At 38.1% G+C, this 25018-nt stretch carries 14 protein-coding genes and 1 tRNA gene; 8 read left to right on the top strand and 7 right to left on the bottom strand.

Annotation, left to right across the window (positions count from 1 at the left end):
* Window positions 1-422: 422 nt before the first annotated feature.
* On the bottom strand, window positions 423-1271 hold the full coding sequence (dapD, locus tag ACFINZ_RS02825) for a 2,3,4,5-tetrahydropyridine-2,6-dicarboxylate N-succinyltransferase (RefSeq protein WP_375633678.1): 849 nt from the start codon (window positions 1269-1271) through the stop codon (window positions 423-425).
* Between the two features lie 106 nt (window positions 1272-1377).
* Here dapD and ACFINZ_RS02820 point away from each other — a divergent pair, with 106 nt between their 5' ends.
* Complete coding sequence (locus ACFINZ_RS02820) at window positions 1378-2241, top strand: LOG family protein (protein WP_375633679.1); 864 nt, start codon at window positions 1378-1380, stop codon at window positions 2239-2241.
* Between the two features lie 32 nt (window positions 2242-2273).
* Here ACFINZ_RS02820 and truA read toward each other — a convergent pair whose 3' ends face one another.
* From truA to def, 3 genes are read right to left on the bottom strand one after another with little or no spacing between them, the layout of a single operon-like run.
* Complete coding sequence (truA, locus tag ACFINZ_RS02815; protein ID WP_375633680.1) at window positions 2274-3017, bottom strand: tRNA pseudouridine(38-40) synthase TruA; 744 nt, start codon at window positions 3015-3017, stop codon at window positions 2274-2276.
* Window position 3018: 1 nt separating this feature from the next.
* Window positions 3019-3948 (bottom strand): methionyl-tRNA formyltransferase, encoded by a 930-nt coding sequence (gene fmt, locus ACFINZ_RS02810; protein ID WP_375633681.1) that lies wholly within the window; start codon window positions 3946-3948, stop codon window positions 3019-3021.
* Window positions 3948-4484: a peptide deformylase gene (gene def, locus ACFINZ_RS02805; protein ID WP_375701157.1), complete on the bottom strand. Its 537-nt coding sequence runs from the start codon at window positions 4482-4484 to the stop codon at window positions 3948-3950. Before def ends, fmt begins: the two co-directional genes overlap by 1 nt.
* 90 nt (window positions 4485-4574) lie before the next feature.
* Between def and ACFINZ_RS02800 the strand changes: the two genes are divergently transcribed.
* Both ACFINZ_RS02800 and ACFINZ_RS02795 read left to right on the top strand, forming a co-directional pair.
* Window positions 4575-5756, top strand: a complete 1182-nt coding sequence (locus ACFINZ_RS02800; RefSeq protein WP_375612812.1) for a DNA recombination protein RmuC — start codon at window positions 4575-4577, stop codon at window positions 5754-5756.
* A gap of 111 nt (window positions 5757-5867) precedes the next feature.
* A complete protein-coding gene (locus ACFINZ_RS02795; protein WP_375612813.1) occupies window positions 5868-6455 on the top strand; it encodes a hypothetical protein in 588 nt (195 codons plus the stop codon).
* 1599 nt (window positions 6456-8054) lie between these two features.
* Here the strand turns inward: ACFINZ_RS02795 and ACFINZ_RS02790 are convergent.
* Together ACFINZ_RS02790 and ACFINZ_RS02785 are read right to left on the bottom strand one after the other, a co-directional pair.
* Window positions 8055-8130: transfer RNA gene (locus ACFINZ_RS02790), tRNA-Ala, on the bottom strand.
* A gap of 117 nt (window positions 8131-8247) precedes the next feature.
* Complete coding sequence (locus ACFINZ_RS02785; RefSeq protein ID WP_375611400.1) at window positions 8248-8628, bottom strand: TIGR02300 family protein; 381 nt, start codon at window positions 8626-8628, stop codon at window positions 8248-8250.
* Between the two features lie 187 nt (window positions 8629-8815).
* Between ACFINZ_RS02785 and aroA the strand changes: the two genes are divergently transcribed.
* The 5 genes from aroA to pncB all read left to right on the top strand — a co-directional run bounded on the left by aroA (window position 8816) and on the right by pncB (window position 22849).
* A complete protein-coding gene (aroA, locus tag ACFINZ_RS02780) occupies window positions 8816-10144 on the top strand; it encodes a 3-phosphoshikimate 1-carboxyvinyltransferase (RefSeq protein WP_375676934.1) in 1329 nt (442 codons plus the stop codon).
* Window positions 10141-10788 (top strand): (d)CMP kinase, encoded by a 648-nt coding sequence (gene cmk, locus ACFINZ_RS02775; protein ID WP_375633683.1) that lies wholly within the window; start codon window positions 10141-10143, stop codon window positions 10786-10788. Before aroA ends, cmk begins: the two co-directional genes overlap by 4 nt.
* A 133-nt stretch (window positions 10789-10921) precedes the next feature.
* Window positions 10922-12622, top strand: coding sequence for a 30S ribosomal protein S1 (gene rpsA, locus ACFINZ_RS02770; protein ID WP_026500132.1), 1701 nt, complete (start codon window positions 10922-10924; stop codon window positions 12620-12622).
* A gap of 226 nt (window positions 12623-12848) precedes the next feature.
* Entirely contained in the window at window positions 12849-21419 is an 8571-nt protein-coding gene (locus ACFINZ_RS02765; RefSeq protein WP_375701156.1) for a GH36-type glycosyl hydrolase domain-containing protein, read from the top strand.
* 125 nt (window positions 21420-21544) lie between these two features.
* Window positions 21545-22849 (top strand): nicotinate phosphoribosyltransferase, encoded by a 1305-nt coding sequence (gene pncB, locus ACFINZ_RS02760; RefSeq protein ID WP_375633685.1) that lies wholly within the window; start codon window positions 21545-21547, stop codon window positions 22847-22849.
* Between the two features lie 1483 nt (window positions 22850-24332).
* Here the strand turns inward: pncB and ACFINZ_RS02755 are convergent.
* Window positions 24333-24719 (bottom strand): YbaN family protein, encoded by a 387-nt coding sequence (locus ACFINZ_RS02755; RefSeq protein ID WP_375633686.1) that lies wholly within the window; start codon window positions 24717-24719, stop codon window positions 24333-24335.
* Window positions 24720-25018: the final 299 nt, after the last annotated feature.

Raw genomic sequence — 25018 nt, 5'->3', positions numbered from 1 at the left:
TTTAAACAAAATACATTTATGTTGCATATTGGCGTGCTCGTTTTCGTAAATCATCACTCAATACATCAAACTCCATTTCACAACGGGGCTATGAAAAATATAACGTAAAATACACTGTGAATGATATAAAATCCATTTGGCATTACCGCTTTTACGCGTCAGAAAGGTGCAAAGCGTACCCATCATACTCTTTTTCAGCTCAAAATATTATGACAGTCCTTATCATTTGAGAGAATTCATTAAAAGTATTTCACTCTTTTCTTAAAGTGTTTCTTACCCACACACCAACTGCGTTTGTAATGTGTAAGGAAATGATAGTGATTGATTCACTATGAAAGGATTTGAAATGAGAGAATCCTTGTATTCGAGGTTATTATTCAAGTTAAAAAACGATGAAATATTATTATGCATTAATCTTGTGTCTAAGAACGTAAAAGATCATTAATGGATGTTTTTTCTCGTGTTTTTTGATCAACGCGTTTTACAATAACAGCACAATAAAGGCTAGGTCCTGCTTCACCATTTGGTAAAGGTTTTCCAGGGAGAGAACCTGGTACAACCACTGAATAGGCTGGTACTTCACCAATAAAAATTTCACCTGTTGTACGATCAATAATCTTTGTTGATTTTCCAATAAAGACTCCCATTCCCAAAACAGCACCTTCACGGATAATACAGCCTTCAACAATTTCAGAGCGAGCACCGATAAAGCTATGATCTTCAATGATTGTTGGATTTGCTTGCAGTGGTTCTAAAACACCTCCAATACCAACACCGCCAGAAAGATGGACATGTTTACCAATTTGTGCACAAGAACCAACGGTGGTCCATGTATCAACCATTGTGCCCTCATCGATAAAAGCACCAAGATTGACAAAGGATGGCATCAATATAACATTGGGTGCAATGTAAGCAGAATGACGTACAATGGCTCCAGGAACGGAACGGAAATCAGCACTTTTAAAATCTGCCTCTTGCCAACCAGAGAATTTTGAAGGAACTTTATCCCACCAATGTGTCCCATTGATTCCACCAGTAATAATTTGCATAGGATTAAGCCGAAAAGAGAGCAAAACCGCTTTTTTCAACCATTGATGAACATGCCATTGTCCATTTTTTTGTCGTTCTGCAACACGGATTTCACCTTTATCAAGAAGGTTCAATGCATGTTCAACACTCTCACGTATTTCGCCTTTTGTGGTAGTATCGATGGAATCGCGATCGTCAAAAGCTTGTTCGATAATAATTTCAAGTTGTGTGATATGGGTCATGACGAGAGTTCCGTTAAACAAGTTGAAAGCTTCAAGATTTATTCTCTATGAACTACGCGAAGAAATGTGTTCAGTCAATAAAACGATGAGGAAGTAGGACAGGTGCATGAAAAAAGGCTGTAAAGAAAAAAGAAAAAGGGAGCAAGAAAACTGGACACCACTTCTCCATACGAAGGATGCTCTACAACAGATCCATAAAGTCTCTAATTCAGCACAAGTGCGTTCGTCTACTTATCGTTTAGCCTATATCGATCAAGATTTTATGATGCGTCCAGAGCTGCGCTCACAACGTATTAGTCTTGAATTTTTAAAGCCGGAAATAACCCTTAAAGAATATGATATTCAATCAACAGTTGTTTTGTTTGGTGGTGCGCGTATTCCTGAACCTGGGCAAGCAGCGTGGGCTGCAAAGAATGAAATACAAAAGAAAAATTTGCATGCTATGTCACATTATTACGATGAAGCAAGAGAGTTTTCACGTTTGTGCTCACTTTATTCTGCTACGACACAATATCGTGAATTTGTGGTTGTTACGGGGGGCGGACCAGGAATCATGGAGGCGGGAAATCGTGGTGCTTGTGATGTTGGTGCTCCAACGATTGGCTTGAATATTATTTTACCACATGAGCAAGAGCCTAATTCGTATGTGTCGCCGCATTTATGTTTCAATTTTCATTATTTAGGGATGCGCAAAATGCATTTTTTAGTACGAGCGAAAGCCCTAGCCATTTTCCCTGGAGGATTTGGGACTCTGGATGAACTGTTTGAGACATTAACTTTAGTACAGACGGGGCGTATGAAACAGGTACCAATTTTATTGTTTGGCAAAGAATTTTGGAGCAATACTGTCAATTTTGAGTATCTGTCTGCACAAGGTACAATTTCTCCTACTGATATTAATTTTGTAAAATTTGTTAATACAGCAGCAGAAGCTTTTGAAGAAATTCGTTCTTTTTATAAACTGCTTTAACGACTTTTGAGATGTTCACTCTTGAAGGATCATTAATACTCTACTTTGGTTAAATAAAGTCCTGCGGGGGGGGCAACAACACCACAACGTTTACGATCTTTAGCATGAAGAGCTGTTTCGAGATCTTGAGCTGTCCAACGTCCAATACCCACTTCCATGAGGCTTCCTGCGAATGAACGGATTTGATGATGAAGAAAAGAACGAGCTTGTGCATAAAGGAAAATTTCTTCACCTTCTCTTTGAATATCGAGGCGTTCAAGGGTGCGAATAGGGCTTTTGGCTTGGCAGTGTGCTGAACGGAAAGTTGTAAAATCATGTTGTCCTACAAGCTTTTGCGCTGCTTCATGCATGGCGTCAGCATTAAGAGGCTTTGGCAACCACCACACGCGTTTGGCATTTAAGGCTGGTGGAGAGCGACGATTAAGTATTTTAAAAAGATAATGGCGTTTTATAGCGGAAAATCGTGCATCAAAGTCATCAGGGACATTTTCTACGTTTAGGATTGAAATTGCTTCTCCCTGTTTTCGTAAAAGAGCATTGAGCGCATCACGTACAGTATGGGGATGCCAGTTTTTTTCAAAATCAACATGCGCAACTTGTCCCGTAGCATGTACTCCTGCATCCGTTCGTCCTGCTGTTGTTATGGTCAATTGTTGTCCACTAAAGGAAAAGAGTGCTTGTTCAAGAGCTCCTTGTATAGTGTGAAGTTTTGCTTGACGCTGCCAACCAGCATAATTTGAACCATCATATTCAAGAGTGAGTTTAAAACGTGGCATCTTAAAAAACAGCAGAAATATGAGCACCTCGCAAAAATGTTGCGCACTCAAGAATTTTACCGCCAGATCTTTGGAGAGAGGTTATTTCTATCCGTCCTTGCCCACAATGGATAATCAAAGAATCTGGTTCTATCCGTCCAATTTCAAGAGAAGGACCTGTTGTTAAGCGACTATCAAGAATTTTTACACGTTCTTCTCGTCCACCGATATTCATGTTGCACCAGCAACTAGGAGAGGGAGAGAGCGCGCGAATATGCCTATGAATAAACTCTGCAGGTTTTGTCCAATCAATGCGGGTCTCTTCTTTTCTAATTTTGGCCGCATAGGTAATGCCTTCCTCTGATTGTGGGGTCAGTTTAAGTTGTCCTTTTTCAAGAGTTGATAAAGTCTCTACCATAAGTTCTGCGCCAATATGTGAAAGTCTGTTTGAAAGCTCAGCAGTGGTGGTGTTATCAGTAATGGGGATGGAGCGAGAAAGAGCGATAGGCCCCGTATCAAGTCCTTCATCCATTTTCATGATCATGATACCTGTTTCTTTATCACCAGCCATAATTGCTCGTTGAATAGGCGCAGCACCACGCCAACGTGGTAAGAGTGAAGCGTGGGCATTAAAACAACCAAAACGCGGCGTTTCGAGAATAGCTTTAGGTAAAAGGAGTCCATAAGCCACGACAATAGCAGCATCAACAGAAAGTGCTGCAAATTGCTCCTGTTGTTCGGCTGTTTTAAGTGTTTGAGGCGTGAAGACAGGAATGGATTTCTTTTTTGCTACATTGTGAACAGGTGAGGGGATTAATTTAAGCCCTCGACGTCCTGCTGGGCGAGGGGGTTGACTATAAACAGCAACAACATCATGACCTGCATCCAGTAAAGCATGTAAAATAGGAACAGAAAAATCTGGTGTTCCCATAAAACTTAATCGTAAAGCCATTACAAAACTGCTTCCTGCATGTTTTTTTCTTTTGCGCGTTTTTTAAATTTTCGTATCACCATATCGCGTTTGATCTTTGAAATGTAATCAATAAAAAGGCGCCCATCTAAATGATCAATTTCATGCTGCAAGCAAGTTGCTAAGAGATCGTCTGCTTCAATTTCTGTTTGTTTTCCTTCACGGTTCTGATAGCGAACACGAAGGCGTTTAGGACGTTCAACCTCTGCAAAATAATCAGGAATAGAAAGACAACCTTCTTTGTAAATATTACGCTCATCTGAAAGACATAAAATTTCAGGGTTGATAATAACAAGTGGTTTTTTCTGCTCATCTTCAGAATTTCCAGAGACATCTATAACCAACATACGTAGCGGTATACCAATTTGAATAGCAGCAAGACCAACGCCCTTAGCATTATACATGGTTTCCAACATGTCATCCGCAAGTTTTTGGAGAGCTGAATCGACCTGCTCAACAGGTTTGGACACTTCCCGTAAAATCGGATCAGGTAAAGTAACTAAAGATCTCATTGGCATAAGTAGAGATTAATCAATGGTTTGTTATTGGTCAATATTGAATAACGGATTCTTGCGTTTTTTTACAATAAGAGCGTTATATTACAATTTATGTTTGATTCGTTTTTTTCCATACTCGCTGGTGATTTTTTTTCTAAACTAATGCTTTTGCTTTTATTTATACTTGTCTGTTTGGCATTTTTTATGTTGATACATTCTCATCGAAAAAAAGCATTTTTGGAAAATGAAATTGCTGAACGCGCACGTGAGGCACAAATGCAGATGGCTACTTTGCTGAAAACACAAGCTGAAATGCAAGGACGAATGCAAACGATGGCGGAAATTTTTGGTCAACGGCAAGCTGAATTGAATAAATCACTCAGTGAGCAACTCAATGGGATGACAACAAGCTTAGGCCAAACACTTCAGGTACAGACCAAATCCACTTATGAAAATTTGAATCGTTTGCAAGAACGTTTAGCAGTGATTGATGCAGCACAAAATAATATTCAATCGCTTACGGGACAAGTTGTTCAGTTGCAGTCCATTTTAAGCAATAAGCAGACGCGTGGTACTTTCGGTCAAGGGCGGATGGAAGCAATTATTGCCGATGCCTTACCAACAAACGCTTATGCTTTTCAGGCTGTTCTTTCCAATGGAAAGCGCCCAGATTGTCTCATTCATATGCCCAATAAAGCTCCTTCTCTTGTTGTTGATGCTAAATTTCCTCTGGAAGCTTGGAATGCTATGCGTAAGGCAGAATCAGCGCAAGAGCGTCAAGAGGCAGAACGCCAATTTCGTACCGATATGGAAGTTCATATTCGTGATATTGCACAAAAATATTTGATTCCTGGAGAAACCCATGACACTGCTTTCCTTTTTGTGCCATCTGAATCGATTTTCGCAACAATTTATGAGGACTTTGAGGCATTGGTACAAAAATCCAATAGAGCCCATGTGATTATTGTTTCACCATCTTTGTTGATGCTCTCTGTCCAAGTGGTACAAACCATTATGAAAGATGCGCGGATGCGTGAACAAGCGCATTTAATTCAATCAGAAGTAGCAAAATTGATGGAAGATTTTGGACGAATGGATACGCGTGTTCGCGCACTACAGAAGCACTTTCATAAAGCAGGTGAAGATATAGAGGGAATTTTGATATCGTCCTCCAAAATCATGAAACGGGCAAATCGCATTGAAACTGTCGAATTAAAAGAAAATTACTCTGAACCAACAAAAATGACAACATTGGCTCAGTCGCAAACATTGCGTTTTGCTGATGAGGAATAAAGCAAAGCAAGCTTCTTAAATATTACAAGTTAGATCATGTTCTTTATTGATTGGTAATCATTTTTTAGTATCTCTATCTTGTTTTATTTCTTAAACGAGAGGAATAGGAATATGCGACACCTTTTGTTTTTAGGGGCACTGGTGTTTTTGCTAGAGGGATGTGCAACAACCACTCCCATCCACACAAATAATGCTTGTGCTATTTTAGCACAAAAAAATGGTTTTTTTGACAATTGGGGTAAGGTGTCTCAAAGAGCGGAAATGCGCTATGGAATTCCTATGCCTATTATTCTTGCAACCATTAAGATGGAATCGAGCTTTCGTCACAATGCACGTCCTCCACGCAAAAAACTACTTGGTTTTATTCCATGGAAGCGTCGGTCGACAGCTTATGGTTATGCTCAAGCGCTTGATAGTACATGGGCAATGTATCTTCGCTCTACAGGAAAGTCTTTTGCATGGCGTACGAATTTCGCAGATGCTGCTGATTTTGTTGCTTGGTATCATAGCCAAAGTGTTCAACGCAATGGGGTGAGGTTTGATGATGCATATAGCCTTTATTTAAATTATCATATGGGGCATGGTGCTTATGCACGTAGTGGTGGGCATGTCAGTGCTGCGCTTTCACAGACAGCACAGCGCATGGCAAGGATATCGAGGCTCTATGAACAGCAATTAAAAAGATGTGGATGGCATTAGGGAAGATTTTTGAAAATCTCAATCAGGGAATTGATGGGATAAAATTATTCAAAAGCAAAATTCCACATAATATGATAAAATAGTGTCGTTTTTCCGATCGTTCAATGAAATAAATTGTTATTTTTTAGAATAAACTCAAGCGACAGAAAGCTTTTGCAATACACAATATATTTGAAGATACTCTCGACATTTTTACCTCCTTTGTTAAAAAAATTTATAATAGAAACCATCTTCTATTTAGTGTTGGCATTTCGCATTGGGCTAAGTACTAGAGGTTATTGAAGAAAAATTTTAAAATATAATATCATTTTTTATTTTCATTATGCGTATTACTGGCTGATTATTATATGAATATTTTCTTTGTTAAGCGTATAAAATAGCAATTAAAACAAATGCAATTCGGGCATCATAAAAAGGGTAAAATATTCAATATAAAAAAACGAGAAATGCATTAAACGAAAAAACGTTGTTTTGTATAAAGAGGGCGCTACAGTCTTCAAAAAAACTAAGTGTATTTAGTATTGTATGAAATAAAACATACTCGTCCATCCAGTTCATCTTAATTGAAAGAAGTTATCTTATTGTATTGTAAAAACACTCCCGTTTATAGGATGATAAGGTATATGCAACTTTACACACAATGAATACTCAGGGTAGGGAGTATTCAGAGAAAGATTTGTAACGCCTATGAAGTAACAAGTCAGTCTCCAATGTTGTGATAGCTTTTGCATTTGAGAATATTTATGAGAAGCATTTTTATTCTTTTTCTTAAATGGTTTAAGATGTTGATTTATAAAGATAATATATCGTTATTCATATTAAAGTAAGAATCTCGAATGGCGTAGGGTTTTATCGTTTCAGATTTCTTGAGGCTGAATCAATAAAACCATTGGCTTGCACATAACAAGCACAATGGGTATGTGGATAAAAACTGTGAAAGAAAAGACTAAAAATGTTTTTTTATGAACATACATTCTCAAATGTAAGAATTATCCGTAACATTGGGAATTAGCACATATAATGATGGCACCACTTTGCTCTTACACCTCGACCTTGTTTGTGACGTGCAAGGAAAAAATTAATTGATTCAATATATTATTTAAGTGTTAATATACCTTAGTATTGAGCAGGTATACGCTACTCAAGGTGGATAATTTTTAATTGGCAGAACATCTGATCAAGCTAAAAATACTCGAAAAAAGTTCTGATTCGCAATAATTGAGAAGTATATTTTAATATTTTATTCTCTACTCTTTGTTTAAGTACTTCATATCTTTTAAAAAGATACCGGTAACCAACATATTATGATATTTGTGGAAATATTGTGGTAAAGGAAATTCAAATTTTGTCCTTTAAGACAAGGCGCAGGTTAAACAGCTCATTTTCTATTTCTGTGCAAAGCATAAAAAAATTATCTACTTTCACGGTTGCGACAGTAAATTTTATAATCCAACAAATGATTAAAAATGTATTATAATATCATTAAAATGCAAGGAACAGGCGCTATTGGAATGATAATTAAATAGCACATAAACCTTTTAAATTGATGCACACATCTTTTATTATAATTGATTCCCTTGATAGAACAGTTGGTCTTTTTGGTGGAGCTAAGCGGGATCGAACCGCTGACCTCTTGCATGCCATGCAAGCGCTCTCCCAGCTGAGCTATAGCCCCTATAAAAACAAATTGTCCCAAAAAGACAGTATACAATTCCAGCTTTTCTAGAACGATCAAAATTGAAGATCAAGAAGAATTTACATTCAATGGAAAAGATGTCCTCTTTTACTTCTTTTAAGCATCGTCATCATTAGAAACACCGCCTCCGAGAATATCAGTAACGTCATCATCTTCATCGTCACCATCATGAGACAAAAATGTATCATCATCATCACCAAGATCTACATCACTATCTTCTAAATCAGGAAGATCGTCATCTTTAGAATCCACATCATCATCTTCAAGAAGCATAAAAGCAGATTTTTCAAGTGCTGTATCAAGCTCTTCAGTATCAACTTCTTCTTCATTATTTGCTTCAGCTGCTGCAACTTCAAAGTAAGAACGCGGATAAGAAATTCCTGTATAGGGCGACACAATAGGATCGCGATTTAGATCGTAAAATTTTTTTCCTGTTTCTGGATCAACACGTTTAGTTCCAAGTTCTTGTTTTGCCATAAACCGTGCCTCTTTGATTAACTATTATTCCATTAAAAGATAAATTTTATGGTGCTTAATCGAAAAATAATACCTTTGTCAAAGATAAATACACTGTTCCACAGTGATTTTTTCATGACGTCTTTTAAAGCATGTGCTAAAGGATGCACAATTTGATAAAAGTTAGATAGAATTAAATAGAATTTCCATGCAAAAAGCAATCCCTATAACCACCTATAAATCGAGTAGTCTCTCTGGAAAAATTCAAATACCAGGAGATAAATCAATCTCTCATCGCTCTCTTATATTGGGAGGATTAGCAAGTGGTGAGACATATATTCATGGATTACTTGAAAGCGCTGATGTACTCAATACAGCTGCTGCTATGCAAGCTATGGGTGCCTGTATTATTAAAAAAGAAGACTTCTGGATCATACGAGGAACAGGGAATGGTTGCCTTTTAGCTGCACAAAAACCTTTAGACTTTGGAAACGCTGGAACAGGTGCTCGTTTGGTTATGGGAATGGTTGGTCCGTATCATATGAAAACAACCTTTATTGGTGATGCTTCTCTCTCTAAACGTCCAATGGGACGTATCCTTGATCCACTGCGTCTCATGGGGGTTGAAATTGAGGCAACGCGCGACGATCACCTTCCTTTAACGCTTTATGGTCCGAAAATGGCTAATCCGATTCGTTATCGTGTTCCAATAGCTTCCTCCCAAATTAAATCAGCAATCCTGCTTGCTGGACTCAATACCGCCGGCACTACAACTGTTATTGAACCAGTTCTGACACGAGATCATACGGAAAAAATGTTAAAAGCATTCGGTGCGCAACTTGAAATAGAAAAAGATAACGAAGGTGCGCGTTTGATTTATCTTAATGGTCAACCCCATCTTACTGGACAAACGATTCATATTCCGGGTGATCCTTCTTCTGCTGCTTTTCCAATTATCGCAGCCCTTCTTATAGAAGACTCTGATATCACCATTGAAAATGTTTTGATAAATAACTCTCGAATAGGACTTATCGAAACATTGTGGGAAATGGGTGCTCAAATTGAATTTTTGAACCGACGTCAAACAGGTGGAGAGGATGTTGCTGATCTACGGATAAAATCATCGGTCCTTAGAGGCGTTACGGTGCCCAAAGAACGTGCTTCATCGATGATAGATGAATATCCTGCTTTGGCAGTAGCAGCAGCCTTTGCAGAAGGCAAAACAGTTATGCTAGGAATTGAAGAATTGCGTGTAAAAGAATCAGATCGATTGTCTGCTGTTGCTCAAGGATTAAAAATTAATTGCGTAGACTGTGAAGAAGGTCAAGATTTTCTTATTGTTTATGGAAAAGGTTCTGCCAAAGGTTTGGGGGGTGGGTATGTTGCCACACATCTTGATCATCGAATTGCTATGTGTTTTCTCATTTTTGGGCTTGTATCAGAAAAACCTGTTACCATTGATGATAAACGAATGATTGCTACGAGCTTTCCAGAATTTATTCCTTTTATAAAACAACTTGGGGGAAAAATCGCGTGAAGCCTTTTGTTATCGCCATTGATGGACCTGCTGCCTCAGGCAAAGGAACCTTAGCATGCAAAATTGCTGCACATTATCGCCTTCGTCATCTCGATACTGGTCTTACTTATCGTAGTGTTGCTCATACGCTTTTACAGCAAAATTTAGCTCTTAATGATGAAAAAAATGCTATTATTTATGCTAAAGGACTTGATTTTAACACCTTAAATCCTGCTCTTCTTTCTTCTCATGAACTTGGTGAAGCGGCTTCAAAAATAGCAATTAACCCTGCTGTACGCAAAATTCTTGTCGAAAAACAACGCAACTTTGCTAAAGTTTTGCCCGGCTGTGTGCTTGATGGGCGTGATATCGGAACGATTGTTTGTCCTGATGCCGATATCAAGTTTTATATTCTAGCCAATGTTCAAACACGCGCCAAACGCCGCTACCAAGAGATTTTAAAAAAAGGTGTTCAAGCAAATTATCATGAAATCCTAGCTCAACTTGAACAGCGCGACAGTCGCGATATAACGCGCAAACAAAGTCCACTAAAACCAGCAAAAAACGCCCACTTGCTTGATACGTCAGAATTGAGTATAGAAGCAACATTTGAAATTGCATGCAGCTTTATTGATCCAATCATAAAAATGCATATAATTGGATAAATTCGTTAAGGTAACTTCCAGCCTAGCGCTAACTTTTTTTCCTTTATTCAAGGAAAAAGGCTAGGGAGTTATTTATGTTAACACTAACCTAGCGCTCATACCTTATAATACAAGGTATATATTAGGAGTTCCTATGTCACAATACAATCCCACAACAGCGGATTTTGAAGCCCTTTTAACAGAATCTTTTCAAACTAATGATCTTAATGAAGGATCTGTTGTTAAAGGTCGTGTTATTGCAATCGAAAAAGACATGGCCATTATTGATGCTGGTCTTAAAGTCGAAGGACGTATTCCTCTCAAAGAATTTGGAGCTAAAGCAAAAGATGGTTCTTTGCAAGTTGGCGATGAAGTTGAGGTTTACATTGAACGCATTGAAAATGCGATGGGTGAAGCTGTTTTATCGCGTGAAAAAGCACGGCGCGAAGAAAGTTGGGTCCGTTTGGAGGAAAAATTCAATGCTGGTGCACGCGTTGATGGAGTGATCTTTAGCCAAGTAAAAGGTGGTTTTACAGTCGATCTTGATGGTGCCGTTGCTTTCTTGCCTCGCAGCCAAGTTGATATTCGTCCCATTCGTGATGTTTCACCTCTCATGCATAATTCACAGTCCTTTGAAATTTTGAAGATGGATCGTCGTCGTGGCAATATTGTGGTCTCACGCCGCACTGTTTTAGAAGAAAGTCGCGCTGAGCAACGTTCAGAAATCGTACAAAATCTTGAAGAAAACCAAATCGTTGAAGGTGTGGTGAAAAATATTACAGATTATGGTGCCTTTGTTGATCTTGGTGGGATTGATGGTCTCTTGCACGTTACAGATATGGCATGGCGGCGTGTTAATCACCCATCTGAAGTGCTCACAATTGGCCAAACGATTAAAGTGCAGATTATTCGCATTAATCAAGATACGCACCGTATTTCTCTTGGAATGAAACAGCTTGAAAGTGATCCTTGGGAAAGCATCAGTGTCCGGTATCCGATTGGTAAAAAAATTACGGGTGCTGTTACCAACATTACTGATTACGGTGGTTTTGTTGAAATTGAACCAGGAATTGAAGGGCTGATCCATGTTTCTGAAATGAGCTGGACAAAGAAAAATGTTCATCCTGGAAAAATTCTGTCTACATCACAAGAAGTAGAAGTGGTTGTTCTTGAGATTGATCCTTCTAAACGGCGTATTTCTCTTGGCTTAAAGCAAACATTTGAAAATCCATGGGAAGCTTTTGCCAATAAATTTCCTGTCAATTCGCAAATTGAAGGAGAGGTCAAAAATAAAACAGAATTTGGTCTGTTTATTGGGCTTGAAGGCGATGTTGACGGTATGGTTCATTTGTCTGATCTTGATTGGAATCGTCCTGGTGAACAAGTTATTGATACTTACAATAAAGGCGATATCGTTAAAGCTGTGGTCCTTGATGTTGATATTGAAAAAGAGCGCATTTCTCTTGGAATTAAGCAGCTTTCCAGTGATAAAGTTGGAGAAGCTGCTGCTTCTGGCGAATTGCGAAAAGGTGCAGTTGTAACATGCGAAGTGATTGCTGTTAACGACAATGACATTGGTGTGAAATTGATTGACCACAACCTTGAGACAACCATTCGGCGTGCTGATCTTGCGCGTGATCGTGATGAGCAACGTCCTGAGCGTTTCGCAATTGGGCAAAAGGTTGATGCTCGCATCACAGCATTTGATAAAAAAACACGTAAAATTTCAGTATCGATTAAAGCTTTAGAAATTGCAGAAGAAAAAGAAGCTGTTGCACAATATGGTTCTACAGATTCAGGTGCTTCTCTTGGTGATATTTTGGGTGCAGCTTTGAAAAAACAAGAACAAGATTAATCATCAATCATTAAAGTTGGTTTTATTATTAAGGTCACTCATTAGGAGTGACCTTTTTATTTTCTAAAAAAATTGTCTGCTTATTTTTAAATTATTGAAACAAAAATTATAAATGCTTGCAAATAAAAACAAAAAGTTTGTTTTTTATCTAACAACGGTTCACTATTCAGATAAAATGCTTAAAATTTAAATAAAAAACGATGTAATTGAATAACAATGGGACACTATGACGTGCATAATACCTTTCATAAAGTGCTTTTTTTCTCAAAAAGAGAAAAAAGATCATTTTATTAATACGGATTTTCCTCTTCGTGCAATTTATAAGGTACAGGAAGATCTTTATAACTTAGGGCATGATATAGCTTCTGGTAAAGAAATTTTACTCCCTGAATATGAAGGAGTAGGAGATTTTCGCAAGAGATTGAATGAAAATGCTAAACTTATTCTTCATGCCTTTCATACCAGTGATTTTGCTGCTCGAAATGATGAAACTATCGCACCATCTGCTCAATGGCTCATTGATAATCATTACACCATTGATAAAACCATACAAAAGCTACGTTGTAATCTACCCAAGTCCTTCATAAAGCAACTTCCTCTTTCTACACACAAAGCCGGAATACCACGAATTTTTGCTTTAACTTGGCTTTATATTGCGCATACCGATAGCAGCTTTTCACAAGAAACACTCACTGCTATGACCAACGGATTTCAAGAAGTTTGTGCGCTCACAATTGGTGAATTGTGGGCTCTTCCTTCAGTTATGCAAATGCTGCTCATTGAAAATGTCCGTCGTCTTTCAGTACGTATCGAAAAAGCACGACATATGCGCCATCTTGCTAGTCAAGTTGCAGATAAAATTTCTCTTGTAAAAAATAAAACAAATCTACACTCTCTTTTTACGCAGTATAAATCATTTATTGTTGATCCAACTTTTTCAGCACATTTATTCTATCGCCTGCGCAGTGCATCTGTCGATTCAACCGTAGCATTAACTTGGCTTGAAAAGCAATTGAAAAGCCAAGGCAGTAGCTTAGAGATTGCAACAGCCGATGAACATACCCGACAAGCAGCAGATGGTGTGACCATGGGTAATATTATCCGTGCTCTTAAAGCTATAGATGATGTTGATTGGACAGCATGGTTTGAAACAGTGAGTTGTGTCGATTCTATTTTGCGTAAAAATAGTGATTTTTCTGAAATTGATGCTCACTCACGCAATATTTATCGACAAGTCATTGAAAAAGTTTCTCGCTTTTCGCCTCTTAGTGAACTGGAAGTTGCACATAAAGTTGTAGAAATGGCAAATTCCACTTCTAAAGATATGCCTCATCATTCTTGTGTGGGGTGGTACCTTGTTGATGATGGTTGTGGTATATTTGAAAAGGCTTGTGGATATATTCCGCCCTTTCTCATAAAATGGACACGCGCTTCCTGTTGCTCAAAATTGAGAGTCATCGCCATTCCTGTCTCTTTTCTGATGCTTGCTCTTTTGCTTGTAATTTACGCCCTTTTACAGCTATCTGGCATGACACAATGGATGTCTTTTTGCTTTACTGTATTGGCGCTTTTTCCTGCTATCGATGCTGCTTTTGCTTTATTTAATACTGTTGTTTCGTGGTTTGTCCCATCAAGACAACTCATTGGTTATGAATATAAAGAAGGTATTCCAAAACATGCACGGACAATGGTTGTTGTACCTACTTTGATGACATCACGCGCTGACATTGATGAACAAGTGCGCAATCTTGAAGTGCACTATCTTTCCAATCCTAAAGGTGCCATTCATTTTGCACTCATTACAGATTGGGTGGATGCTCCATTGAGAGAAACGCAAGATGATCTTGATTTATTGCACTATGCGCAAAAGAGTATTGATAAACTCAATAGTCGTTATCATCGTGATGAACTTCCGCTTTTTTTCCTTTTACATCGCCGACGCCTTTATAATACAAGCGAAAAATGTTGGATGGGATGGGAACGAAAGCGAGGAAAACTTCATGAACTTAATCGGCTCTTAAGAGGCGATAAAAATACAAGCTTTTATCCTCCCAATCCACATCTTCCTATGGATTGCCGTTTTGTTATGACGCTGGATTGTGATACACGTCTTACTCCAGAGAGCGTCGCGAAACTTGTTGGAAAGCTTAACCATCCACTCAATCATCCCGTTTTTGATCTACAAAGTGGAAAGGTTGTAAAGGGCTATAGCATTTTACAACCACGCATTATTCCTTCTCTTACAACAGGAAAAAAAACATCAATTCTCCAACGGGTTTTTTCTATAAACCGTGGCATTGATCCTTATGTTTTTGCTGTTTCTGATACTTATCAAGATCTTTTAGGAGAAGGCACCTTTATCGGTAAAGGTCTTTATAATATTGATGCATTTGAACAAGCGCTTGATGGCAAAATTAAAGAAAATACTACTCTTAGTCATGATCTCTTAGAAGGAGGTTATGCTCGTACTGCTCTGGTAAGTAGCATAGAAATCATTGAAGACTATCCAACCGCTTACAATATTGATGTTATGCGTTATCATCGTTGGGTCCGCGGTGATTGGCAGCTTTTGCCTTATCTTTTTTCCCACCGTCAAATAAGTTCCGTGACGCGTTGGAAAATGCAGGATAATTTACGTCGTTCTCTCACTCCACTTATGTGGTTAATCGCAGCATTTGCAGGATGGGCTTTTTTGTCTTTAAAGAGTGCAATCGTCTGGCAACTATTCTTGTTGTTTAGCTCCTTCATTTCACCCATTCTATGTGTATTAAAAACGCTTGTCTCATCCAATATAGATCATTCTTTGCGTGGACATTTTCAATTAATTTGGAACAAAATTGCTCTTACAAGCGCTGATATATTTCTTAAAACGACGTTTCTTGCTCATTCGGCGTATTTTATGACCGATGCGATTATTCGTACACTCTATCGTATGACGATTTCAAAACAGCATCTTCTTGAATGGAAAACTTCTGCCGCAACAAAATCAATGCCCAATAGTTTGCGTGTCTATGTTTTTACAATGGCACCAGCATCGCTTATTGGTATTCTTACTATAGCACTCCCTCTTTTTTCTGATAGTTTTGCAAGCTTGGTTGCTTTGCCTTTTGGGATAGCATGGTTTTTTTCACCCTTTATTGCTTGGATTGTGAGTCAACCTTCAACCTTTCAAGATAGCCTTGATCTTTCTTCAAAAGATGAAAAAAAACTTCGCTCTATTGCACGGCGGACATGGCTTTATTATACAACCTTTGTCAATGCACAAAACAACCATCTGCCTCCCGATAATTTTCAAGAAGATCCTGAACCTCTTGTTGCTCAACGTACATCGCCTACGAATATTGGCGTTTATCTCCTTTCTATTATTGCAGCACGTGATTTTGGCTGGATTGGTTTTGAAGAGACCATCACCCGTATTGAATGTACATTACGCTCTCTTACAAAAATGGAAAAGTTTCGTGGTCATCTCTATAATTGGTATGAAACGGAGACACTCAGGCCTCTTTTGCCTACTTATGTATCAACCGTTGATTCAGGAAATCTTGCCGGTCATTTGGTAACACTCTCTTCTGCTTTAAGTGAATGGGCTGAAAAACCGCCTCTTTTTTTCCAAAGTGATCGAGAAGGCTTATCGGATGTTCTTGCTATTCTTGAAGAAACTGTCAGAGAAATTCCAGATCATCAACCCAGTTTACGCTCTTTACGCCAAAAAATCGAAGAAAACATCACTCGTTTTCATGACTCTGTCTTCACTTTTTTAGAACAAGAAAATACGGTCCCTTCTCACATCATAGATCTTTCACTTGCAGCCCACGATATTGTGCACTTAGTCGGTGAACTTGACCACAAAATTCAAACGATAGAATCTGCTCGTGCGCTTTCTTGGGCTAAATGCCTTATCGACACCTGTAACGCTCATCATCATGATGCGACTGCTCATTGTGATACTGAAAAATTACGTAAAAACCTAAACAGGCTGGCTATAATGGCACGGCAAATAGCCTTTGATATGAAATTTGACTTTTTAGAACAGCCTAAACGGCATCTCTTATCCATTGGATATCGTGTTCAAGAAAACAAACTCGATGAAAATTGTTATGACCTACTTGCTTCAGAAGCACGTCTTGCAAGCTTTTTTGCCATCGCAAAAGGAGATATAAAACTTAAACATTGGTTTCGTCTTGGTCGACTTCTCGTACCCATAGGTGGGAAAGGTGCACTCCTATCATGGTCTGGATCAATGTTCGAATATCTTATGCCATCTCTCGTAATGCATGAACCTTTAGGGTCTCTCTTAGATCAAACAAATCGATTGATTATTCGTTGTCAAATACAATATGCCCATAAACGGGAATTGCCATGGGGTATTTCAGAAGCCGCATTTAATGCTCGCGATCATTTAATGAATTACCAATACGCTCATTTTGGTGTTCCAAACCTCGGACTCCAACGTGGTCTTTCACGCAATGCTGTCATTGCTCCCTATGCCAGCCTTCTAGCGGCACAATATGCTCCTGCTTGCGCTGTCGCTAATTTAAAACGACTCCGTGATCTTGGAGCTTTAGGAACATATGGTTATTATGACTCTGTTGATTTTACTCCAACACGCGTGAAAACAGGGGAAAAATACGCCATTGTACGCAATTATTATGCGCACCATCATGGTATGTCTATTCTTGCTCTTAACAATGTTATTTTTCAAGGGCGAATGCGTGATCGTTTTCACCGTGATCCCGTTATTGAAGCAACACAATTGCTCTTACAGGAAAGAGCGCCTCATCTCATTCCTATTATTCATACCAAAGCTGTTAATCGTATGCGCAATAAGTCTCAAGCATTTGACGCAGCCCCTTTGCGCATTATTACAAACCCGTTACTCAAACCACGAGCAACTTTACTTTTGTCTAATGGCTTTTATTCTACCATGTTAACAGCGAATGGTTCTGGTTACAGCCGTTGGCACGATTATGCGATTACGCGCTTTATTCCTGATGCAACAGAAGATCAACAAGGTACTTTATTCTTCTTACGTGATACGCATAGTGGACGGTGGTGGTCTGTTACTGGTGAGCCAACACGTGTTATTGAAGAAGAAGCTGTCAGCATTTTTACAGATGAAAAGGCTGAATATACAAAAATGGTTGATGGTATTAAATCAACACTTGAATGTCTTATTACATCTGAAGGATGTGGCGAAGGGAGACGTATTCAATTGATGAATACGACAAATAAAGACCGACTCATTGAAGTGACTTCTTATGGTGAATTAGCGCTTGCAACGATGGATACAGACCAAGTTCATCCTGTTTTTTCCCGTATGTTTATAGAGACAGAAATTACTGAAGAAGGTAAAACAATTTTTGCCAAAAGGCGCAAACGCTCGCCTAGTGATCCTGAAATCTATGTTGCCCATTTTGTTTCTAGTACAACAGATATTCTCCAAGAGACAGAAGCTGAAACAGATCGCTCTCTGTTTATTGGTCGGGGGCGATCCATTCATCGGCCCACTGCATTTGACCAAAATGCTCGTTTCAGTAATAGTCAAGGTTGTGTTCTTGACCCTGTTATGTCATTGCGATGCCGTATAAAAATTTCAGCCCATGAAAAAGCAGAACTTATTTTTTGGACTTTTGCTGCTCATACAAAAGAAGCGCTAAATAATCATATTAAACATTATCGACAACCTGATATGTTTCAAAAAGAACTTTCAATGGCATGGACGCGCTCACAAGTCGCACTGTATCAGAGCGGAACCCAGCTTAAAGAAGCTATTATCTATCAAAAATATGCAACACCGCTTATTTATCCAGAAAGAACGTGGCGTCTTCCTTCTGAAATATTAGCAAAAACGATAGGAAAACAGTCTAATCTTTGGCCTATGTCTATCTCAGGAGACAATCCACTCTGTCTTCTTAGATTAAATAACGAGGGAAATATAACTGTACTGCGCGAGCTCCTTAAAGCACATGAATATTGGCGTATGCGCGGACTCATTGTTGATTTGGTCATTCTTAATGAACAAACATTTTCCTACATACAAAATACACAACGCGCTCTTGAGTGGGTCTGTGAATCTTATTATCACCACACGCAAAAAGCAGATGAACGCCAACATATTTTCATGCTTCGACGCGATCAAATGAGTGAAAATAGTTTTAAAACGCTTCTTGCATCAGCGCGTATCGTTCTTGATGCCCAAAATAGCTCTTTATCTGAACAACTTAAACGACTTGATGAGAATGATTTTAATCTCACAGTTCGTAAAAATTATCAAGAATCTTATGATCAATTAAACTTGCCAAGATATAACGAAGGACAGCAATTTACAACACAAACTGAACAAAATCTTTTTTCTTCCATTGGTCTTATTAGCCAACAAAAACCATCCTCTTTTCTCCCAAATGGAGAAGATCTAAGATATTGGAATGGTTACGGTGGTTTTAATCAGCACAATCATTATGTAATACGTCTTCATGGACGTACCACTACACCGCATCCGTGGATTAATGTCATTGCTAATCACAGATTTGGTTTTCATGTCTCTGCTGAAGGTGCAATTTTTACTTGGGCTAACAATAGCCGCGATTATCAACTAACTCCTTGGGCGAATGATCCAACGTCTAACCGACCAGGAGAAGCTCTTTATCTGGTTGATCGCCAGTCTTTAAAACGTTTCTCACCCGTTTCTACTGTTGAATGTGACGAAAATATTGTCTATGAGGCTTGTCATGGGTTTGGATTCTCAACTTTTAAATCAACACATTCAGAAATCGCATTAGAACTGACTCATACACTTGATCCCGAAAAACCTATTCGCTTTTCACGTCTTATCCTTACGAATGAAGGGAAAAAACCACGCAGTTTACGCCTTTATAATTATGTTGAATGGGTTTTGGGAAATGTCCGTACAAAATATGCCCCCTTTATTGTTTCCTCTTATGAGGACAGATGGGGTGCACATTTTATTCAAAATCCCTATCACATCGAGAAATCTCAACAAGTTACATTTTTATCAGCATCCGAAATGCCAACCAGCACTACGACCAATCGCGCTGAATTTATTGGTGCAACGGGAACCGTAACACGTCCAAATGCGATCCGTAAAGCCGGTGCTCTTTCGAATACCATTGAAGCAGGATGTGATCCTTGTTCAGCATTCGCTTATGATATTGATCTTCAACCAGGGCAAACAAAAGAAATCATATTCTATCTTGGTAGTGCTGAAAATAGGCAAGAAGCTGAAAAATTACTCAATCAAGTACGTGCAAGTGATTTTGAAATTCAGCTCACAAAACAAAAACAGCAATGGAGTGATTTTGTTTCTCCTTTCCAAGTCAAAACACCTGATGCTTCTTTTAATCTTATGGTCAACCATTGGCTTCCTTATCAAATCTACGCATGCCGCATCATGGCACGCGCAGGCTTTTACCAAGCGAGTGGTGCATTTGGTTTTCGTGACCAGTTACAAGATAGCTTGTCTTTGTTATTGCTGGAACCACAATTAGCACGTGAACAATTGTTAAATGCAGCAGCGCACCAATTTCTTGAAGGTGATGTGCAACATTGGTGGTTGCCTGACACAAATGCTGGTGTTCGTACATACATTTCTGATGATATCGTTTGGCTTGCATATGCAACAGCTCTTTATGTCACTACCACTGGTGATGACGCTTTTCTTGATACGCTCATTCCTTTTATTGAAGGTGATGTTCTCAAAAGTGGGCAACAGGATGCTTATTTTCAACCCACCCAATCCTCAAAGGTTGCAACAGTTTATGAACATTGTGCTTTAGCTTTAGACCTTGCCATTAAACGCTGCGGACCACATGGTCTCCCTCTTATTTTAGGTGGGGATTGGAATGATGGTATGAATTTGGTTGGTGTGGAAGGAAAAGGCGAAAGCATTTGGTTAGGATGGTTTCTTGGGTACACATTACAAGCATTTATCTCTTTAGCCCAAAAACGTGGTGATAATAGCCATATGCAAATATGGAGTACGTACCTTGAACATTTAACAAAATCCCTAGAGAAAAACGGTTGGGATGGTGCTTGGTATCGACGTGGTTATTTTGATGATGGAACACCTCTTGGCTCTAAAATCAATGATGAATGTCAAATTGATACCATTGCTCAATCTTGGGCTGTCATTTCTCAAATGGCATCGCCTGAACGTCAAAAACAAGCGATGAAATCAATGTTGGAACAGCTCTATGATAAAAAAGGCGGACTCATTCGCCTTTTTTGGCCGCCTTTTGATAAAAGTACGCTCGAGCCTGGTTATATAAAAGGTTATCCTCCAGGAATTCGAGAAAATGGTGGTCAATACACGCATGGTGCCATTTGGAGTATTTTTGCGTTGGCTGAAATGGAACAAAACGATAAAGCTTATGCTTTATTTTCTATGATAAACCCAATTACCCATGGACAAGATCCTGAAATTTATCGTGTTGAACCTTATGTGATGGCTGCAGATATTTATGCTGTTGAACCACGATGTGGTCAAGGCGGTTGGACTTGGTATACAGGTTCAGCCGGTTGGTTTTATCGCGCCGCAACACAAGCTATTCTTGGAATACAGCGTCAGGGAGACCTATTGTTTTTGCAGCCACATTTACCCTCTATTTGGCCAAAATATGAAGCAACAATGAAGTTTTATGATGCCGTTTATCGCATTAAAGTAAAATGGGGACCTAAAAATATGCTCTATGTTAATAGCAAAGAATATACCGAAGTTCATATAGGGATAAAGTTACAAAAAACAGGTCAGCATGAAATTATGCGTATTGTCAAATCTTAAAGATGAAAAAAGAGAGCAGGCTTTTTATTCTTGCCCAAAACTGTAGAGTTGTTATATTGCACCGTCTATATTAGCCGTGTTGGTGCATAATATTTTAGATTTTATGAAAATGAAAGAAAAAGGTTATGAATCATCCGGATATTGCTAGACGTGTTTACAATCACACTTGGAAGCTTGATCCCATTATTCGGTCACTTCTTGATACGGATTTTTATAAGCTTCTTATGGTGCAGATGATTTGGGGGTTATACCCTAATGTTAATGTTACTTTTTCCCTCATAAGTCGCTCTAAAACAATACGTCTTGCCGATGATATTGATGAGAGTGAATTACGTGCTCAACTTGATCATGCTCTTAGTTTGCGCTTTACAAAAAAAGAAATGATCTGGCTTGCTGGTAATACATTTTATGGACGCAAACAAATTTTTGAACCGGATTTTCTTCAGTGGCTTGAGAATTTTCAACTCCCAGAATATGAACTCACCCGCAAAGATGGCCAATATATCCTTCATTTTCATGGACCCTGGGCCCATAGTTCCATGTGGGAAATTCCTGCCCTTGCTATTATTAGTGAATTACGTTCACGTGCTGCTCTCAAAAAACTAGATCGTTTTGCTCTTGATGTACTTTATGCGCGTGCTAAAGCAAAAATGTGGAGTAAAGTTGAACGTCTCAAAAAATTGCCTGATATTAAAATATCTGACTTTGGGACAAGGCGCCGCCATTCTTTTTTATGGCAGCGCTGGTGTGTGGAAGCATTAAAAGAAGGCATTGGTCATTCTTTTACTGGAACTTCTAATGTTCTTCTTGCCATGGATACGGATTTAGAAGCTCTTGGAACCAATGCACACGAATTGCCTATGGTTATTGCGGCTCTCAGCAACAACGATGATGAATTACGCAGAGCTCCGTATCAAGTCTTGCAAGATTGGAATCGTTATTATGGTGGAAATCTTCTCATTGTTTTACCTGATACCTTTGGTACAGAAGAATTTTTACGCAATGCACCAGATTGGGTTGCTGATTGGACGGGTTTCAGACCCGATAGTGCGCCCCCTATTGAAGGTGGCGAACGTATTATTCAATGGTGGAAAGAAAAAGGAAAAGATCCACGCAAAAAACTTTTAATTTTTTCTGATGCTCTTGATGTCAATACAATTGAAAAAACCTATCATCATTTCCATGGTAGAGTGCGCATGAGTTTTGGATGGGGCACGGATCTTACCAATGATTTTACAGGCTGTGCACCTCAGGAAATCAAAACTCTTGATGCTCTTTCCCTTGTTTGTAAGGTGACCTATGCCAATGGTCGACCAGCCGTAAAACTTTCAGATAATCCTGAAAAAACGATTGGTGATTCAAAAGAAGTACAACGTTATCTCAATTTTTTTGGTAATAAAAAGCGAATTGCTAGACCTATAAAGACATAGTTTCCGGTTCTTTAAAACAAGTATATTGACTCATCATATTGTTTATAAGATTGATTTTTGTTCTACCCTAAGGATGAGGATTCTTAACCTTTGCTGGTCTGTAAACAGTTCGGCTGTTTTTGAGCAGATTCTACTTGGCCTACCACGCATACGCTTCACTTACATAAGGCGCGATAGATAAGACTTAAAAGTATTTACGACGCATTAAAAAAACACTTAACGTGCCAAGGAAGTTTAGCCAAGGAGATTTTCTCATTTTAACCCTGTTAAATCAAGCACACTCATCTCCTTGCATGTATGAAGGTTTTCAAGTTCTAAGGGTTATTGTTGTAGTTTGACAGTAGGTTTTATACTAAGTAGGAAGAGGTTGGATTAAGTAGGAATACGTGGTAATTTGTTGTTTTTATGTACAATTTTGACCATTAAATGCGCGTTTTATCAAAATAGATTTTGACACCTAAAATTGCAAAAATTACCGAAAATCAGAAAAAAGTGCGTTTCCATAAGTAAAAATGAGAAAAGGCTTTCAAAACCCTTTGAGAACATCTTTAAACTCTTTGAAAAAAATAAATTGGTACAAAATTTAGTGTCAAAATATACAAAACCAGATGACAAGCTATAATTGTAGCATTAGGAATTACTAAGGCAACATTGGAGGATGACAAATAGCATGGTGACTGTCGGTGTGTATTTTGCAAGGCAAGGATGATGGTGCTCAAATAGATTTTATACATGTTACAGGAGATTTTACTTTATCCATGTATAGTCTGCTATTATGAAATGAGTAAAGCGTTGAGAAATGTTTCATTAAAAATAAATGTGTAAATAACATGATTTGGGAGACCTTTTGTTTTACTTGAGGGGCATGACTTCATTAAAAAACAAAGAATGCAATAATATTTTTATTTCGAATAAGCTTTATACAAAGACAGAAAAATTATTTATTCGCATATTATAATAAGAATGCGTGTATATATAAAACCATTTGAAAAACTCTGTTGTTTCTTATGAATTATTCTTAAGTTAATAACAGATGTAACATTAAAGATTGATATAATAGACCGGCTTCTTAACTGTATAAGTATAAAAATGATGGTGTTTAGTAAGCTTTGTATTATATCCTCATTAAGAAATATGAAAAAAACGAAATGTCTTTTAGAAAGAAATGACTATCATATCAATGACTTTTTAATGATGTATATGTAGAGATTCATACAAACATGCTTTACAGAAATAAAGACTCTCTTCCATGAATGTGATTTATCATTGTTTACCAAGAGAGAACATTTTGAGTGTTCATAAACAATTTTCTTTGTTCATAAAAATTATTTCACAAACATATTATTAATTAATTGCGTTCAAAAAGCTTGCTATTTCATATGCATTTTGGAAATGGAGAGCTTATATTCAAAACTTAAAAGTTCTCATAGTTTTACAAATAAGCCGAAGCTAAAAAGAGTATCCCATAAAGCCTTTTTTATCATTAGGAAGATGGACGTGTTACAATATAAATGGCAATCAGCAATAATATAACCGCAACAAGTAAAGAAATCCACAAAGGAGGGTGTAGCATTACAAAAAAGGATAAAAATCCTCCTGTCATACTCATCATTGCAAAAACTTTAACAAATGGAGAGATTGCTTTTTTTTCTTCCCATCGCTTAATAGGGGGACCCAAAATACGATGATTATTCAACCATTGATGAAAACGTGGAGAAGAACGCGTAAAACACCATGAGGCAACCAATAAAAAAGGCACAGTTGGCATAATAGGTAATACGACACCGATAATACCTAATATAACCATCGCCCACCCTGCTATATAATAGCAGATACGTAAAGGGTGCGATATCTTCAAATCTTTTTTCATTTTCTCGTACTATTTTCCTCTACGCAAAACCCTATACAAAAACATTGTATCTGTTTTTTTCTGTTTACATGTCTGAGTGCACAATTACGCTCTACCCCTTCATGTGTAAGTGTCTTTGCTGTTATAAGTTCCTTGAAAATACCGAATAGCTTACACAATATTATAATCATTTTAAATGATTTCAAGAAAAGAGGAGAGATTTTAGAAAAACAAAAAAATAAAAAGGCTGCAGAAGAAATCAATGCAGCCTCTTAATTAAGAATGCAGTTTTGGGGGGGAGAAAATTTACTGCATTCACC

The organism is Bartonella sp. AA81SXKL, assembly GCF_042196945.1.
Classification (GTDB): Bacteria; Pseudomonadota; Alphaproteobacteria; order Rhizobiales; family Rhizobiaceae; genus Bartonella.
Note: the sequence above shows the minus strand (reverse complement) of the source record. Positions and strands in the feature narration are given on the sequence as shown.

Excerpts from the sequence above, each read along its gene's own strand:
- dapD (WP_375633678.1), bottom strand. The coding sequence starts at position 1,271 with ATGACCCATATCACACAACTTGAAATTATTATCGAACAAGCTTTTGAC.
- ACFINZ_RS02820 (WP_375633679.1), top strand. The coding sequence starts at position 1,378 with ATGAAAAAAGGCTGTAAAGAAAAAAGAAAAAGGGAGCAAGAAAACTGG.
- truA (WP_375633680.1), bottom strand. The coding sequence starts at position 3,017 with ATGCCACGTTTTAAACTCACTCTTGAATATGATGGTTCAAATTATGCT.
- fmt (WP_375633681.1), bottom strand. The coding sequence starts at position 3,948 with ATGGCTTTACGATTAAGTTTTATGGGAACACCAGATTTTTCTGTTCCT.
- def (WP_375701157.1), bottom strand. The coding sequence starts at position 4,484 with ATGCCAATGAGATCTTTAGTTACTTTACCTGATCCGATTTTACGGGAA.
- ACFINZ_RS02800 (WP_375612812.1), top strand. The coding sequence starts at position 4,575 with ATGTTTGATTCGTTTTTTTCCATACTCGCTGGTGATTTTTTTTCTAAA.
- ACFINZ_RS02795 (WP_375612813.1), top strand. The coding sequence starts at position 5,868 with ATGCGACACCTTTTGTTTTTAGGGGCACTGGTGTTTTTGCTAGAGGGA.
- ACFINZ_RS02785 (WP_375611400.1), bottom strand. The coding sequence starts at position 8,628 with ATGGCAAAACAAGAACTTGGAACTAAACGTGTTGATCCAGAAACAGGA.
- aroA (WP_375676934.1), top strand. The coding sequence starts at position 8,816 with ATGCAAAAAGCAATCCCTATAACCACCTATAAATCGAGTAGTCTCTCT.
- rpsA (WP_026500132.1), top strand. The coding sequence starts at position 10,922 with ATGTCACAATACAATCCCACAACAGCGGATTTTGAAGCCCTTTTAACA.
- ACFINZ_RS02765 (WP_375701156.1), top strand. The coding sequence starts at position 12,849 with ATGACGTGCATAATACCTTTCATAAAGTGCTTTTTTTCTCAAAAAGAG.
- pncB (WP_375633685.1), top strand. The coding sequence starts at position 21,545 with ATGAATCATCCGGATATTGCTAGACGTGTTTACAATCACACTTGGAAG.
- ACFINZ_RS02755 (WP_375633686.1), bottom strand. The coding sequence starts at position 24,719 with ATGAAAAAAGATTTGAAGATATCGCACCCTTTACGTATCTGCTATTAT.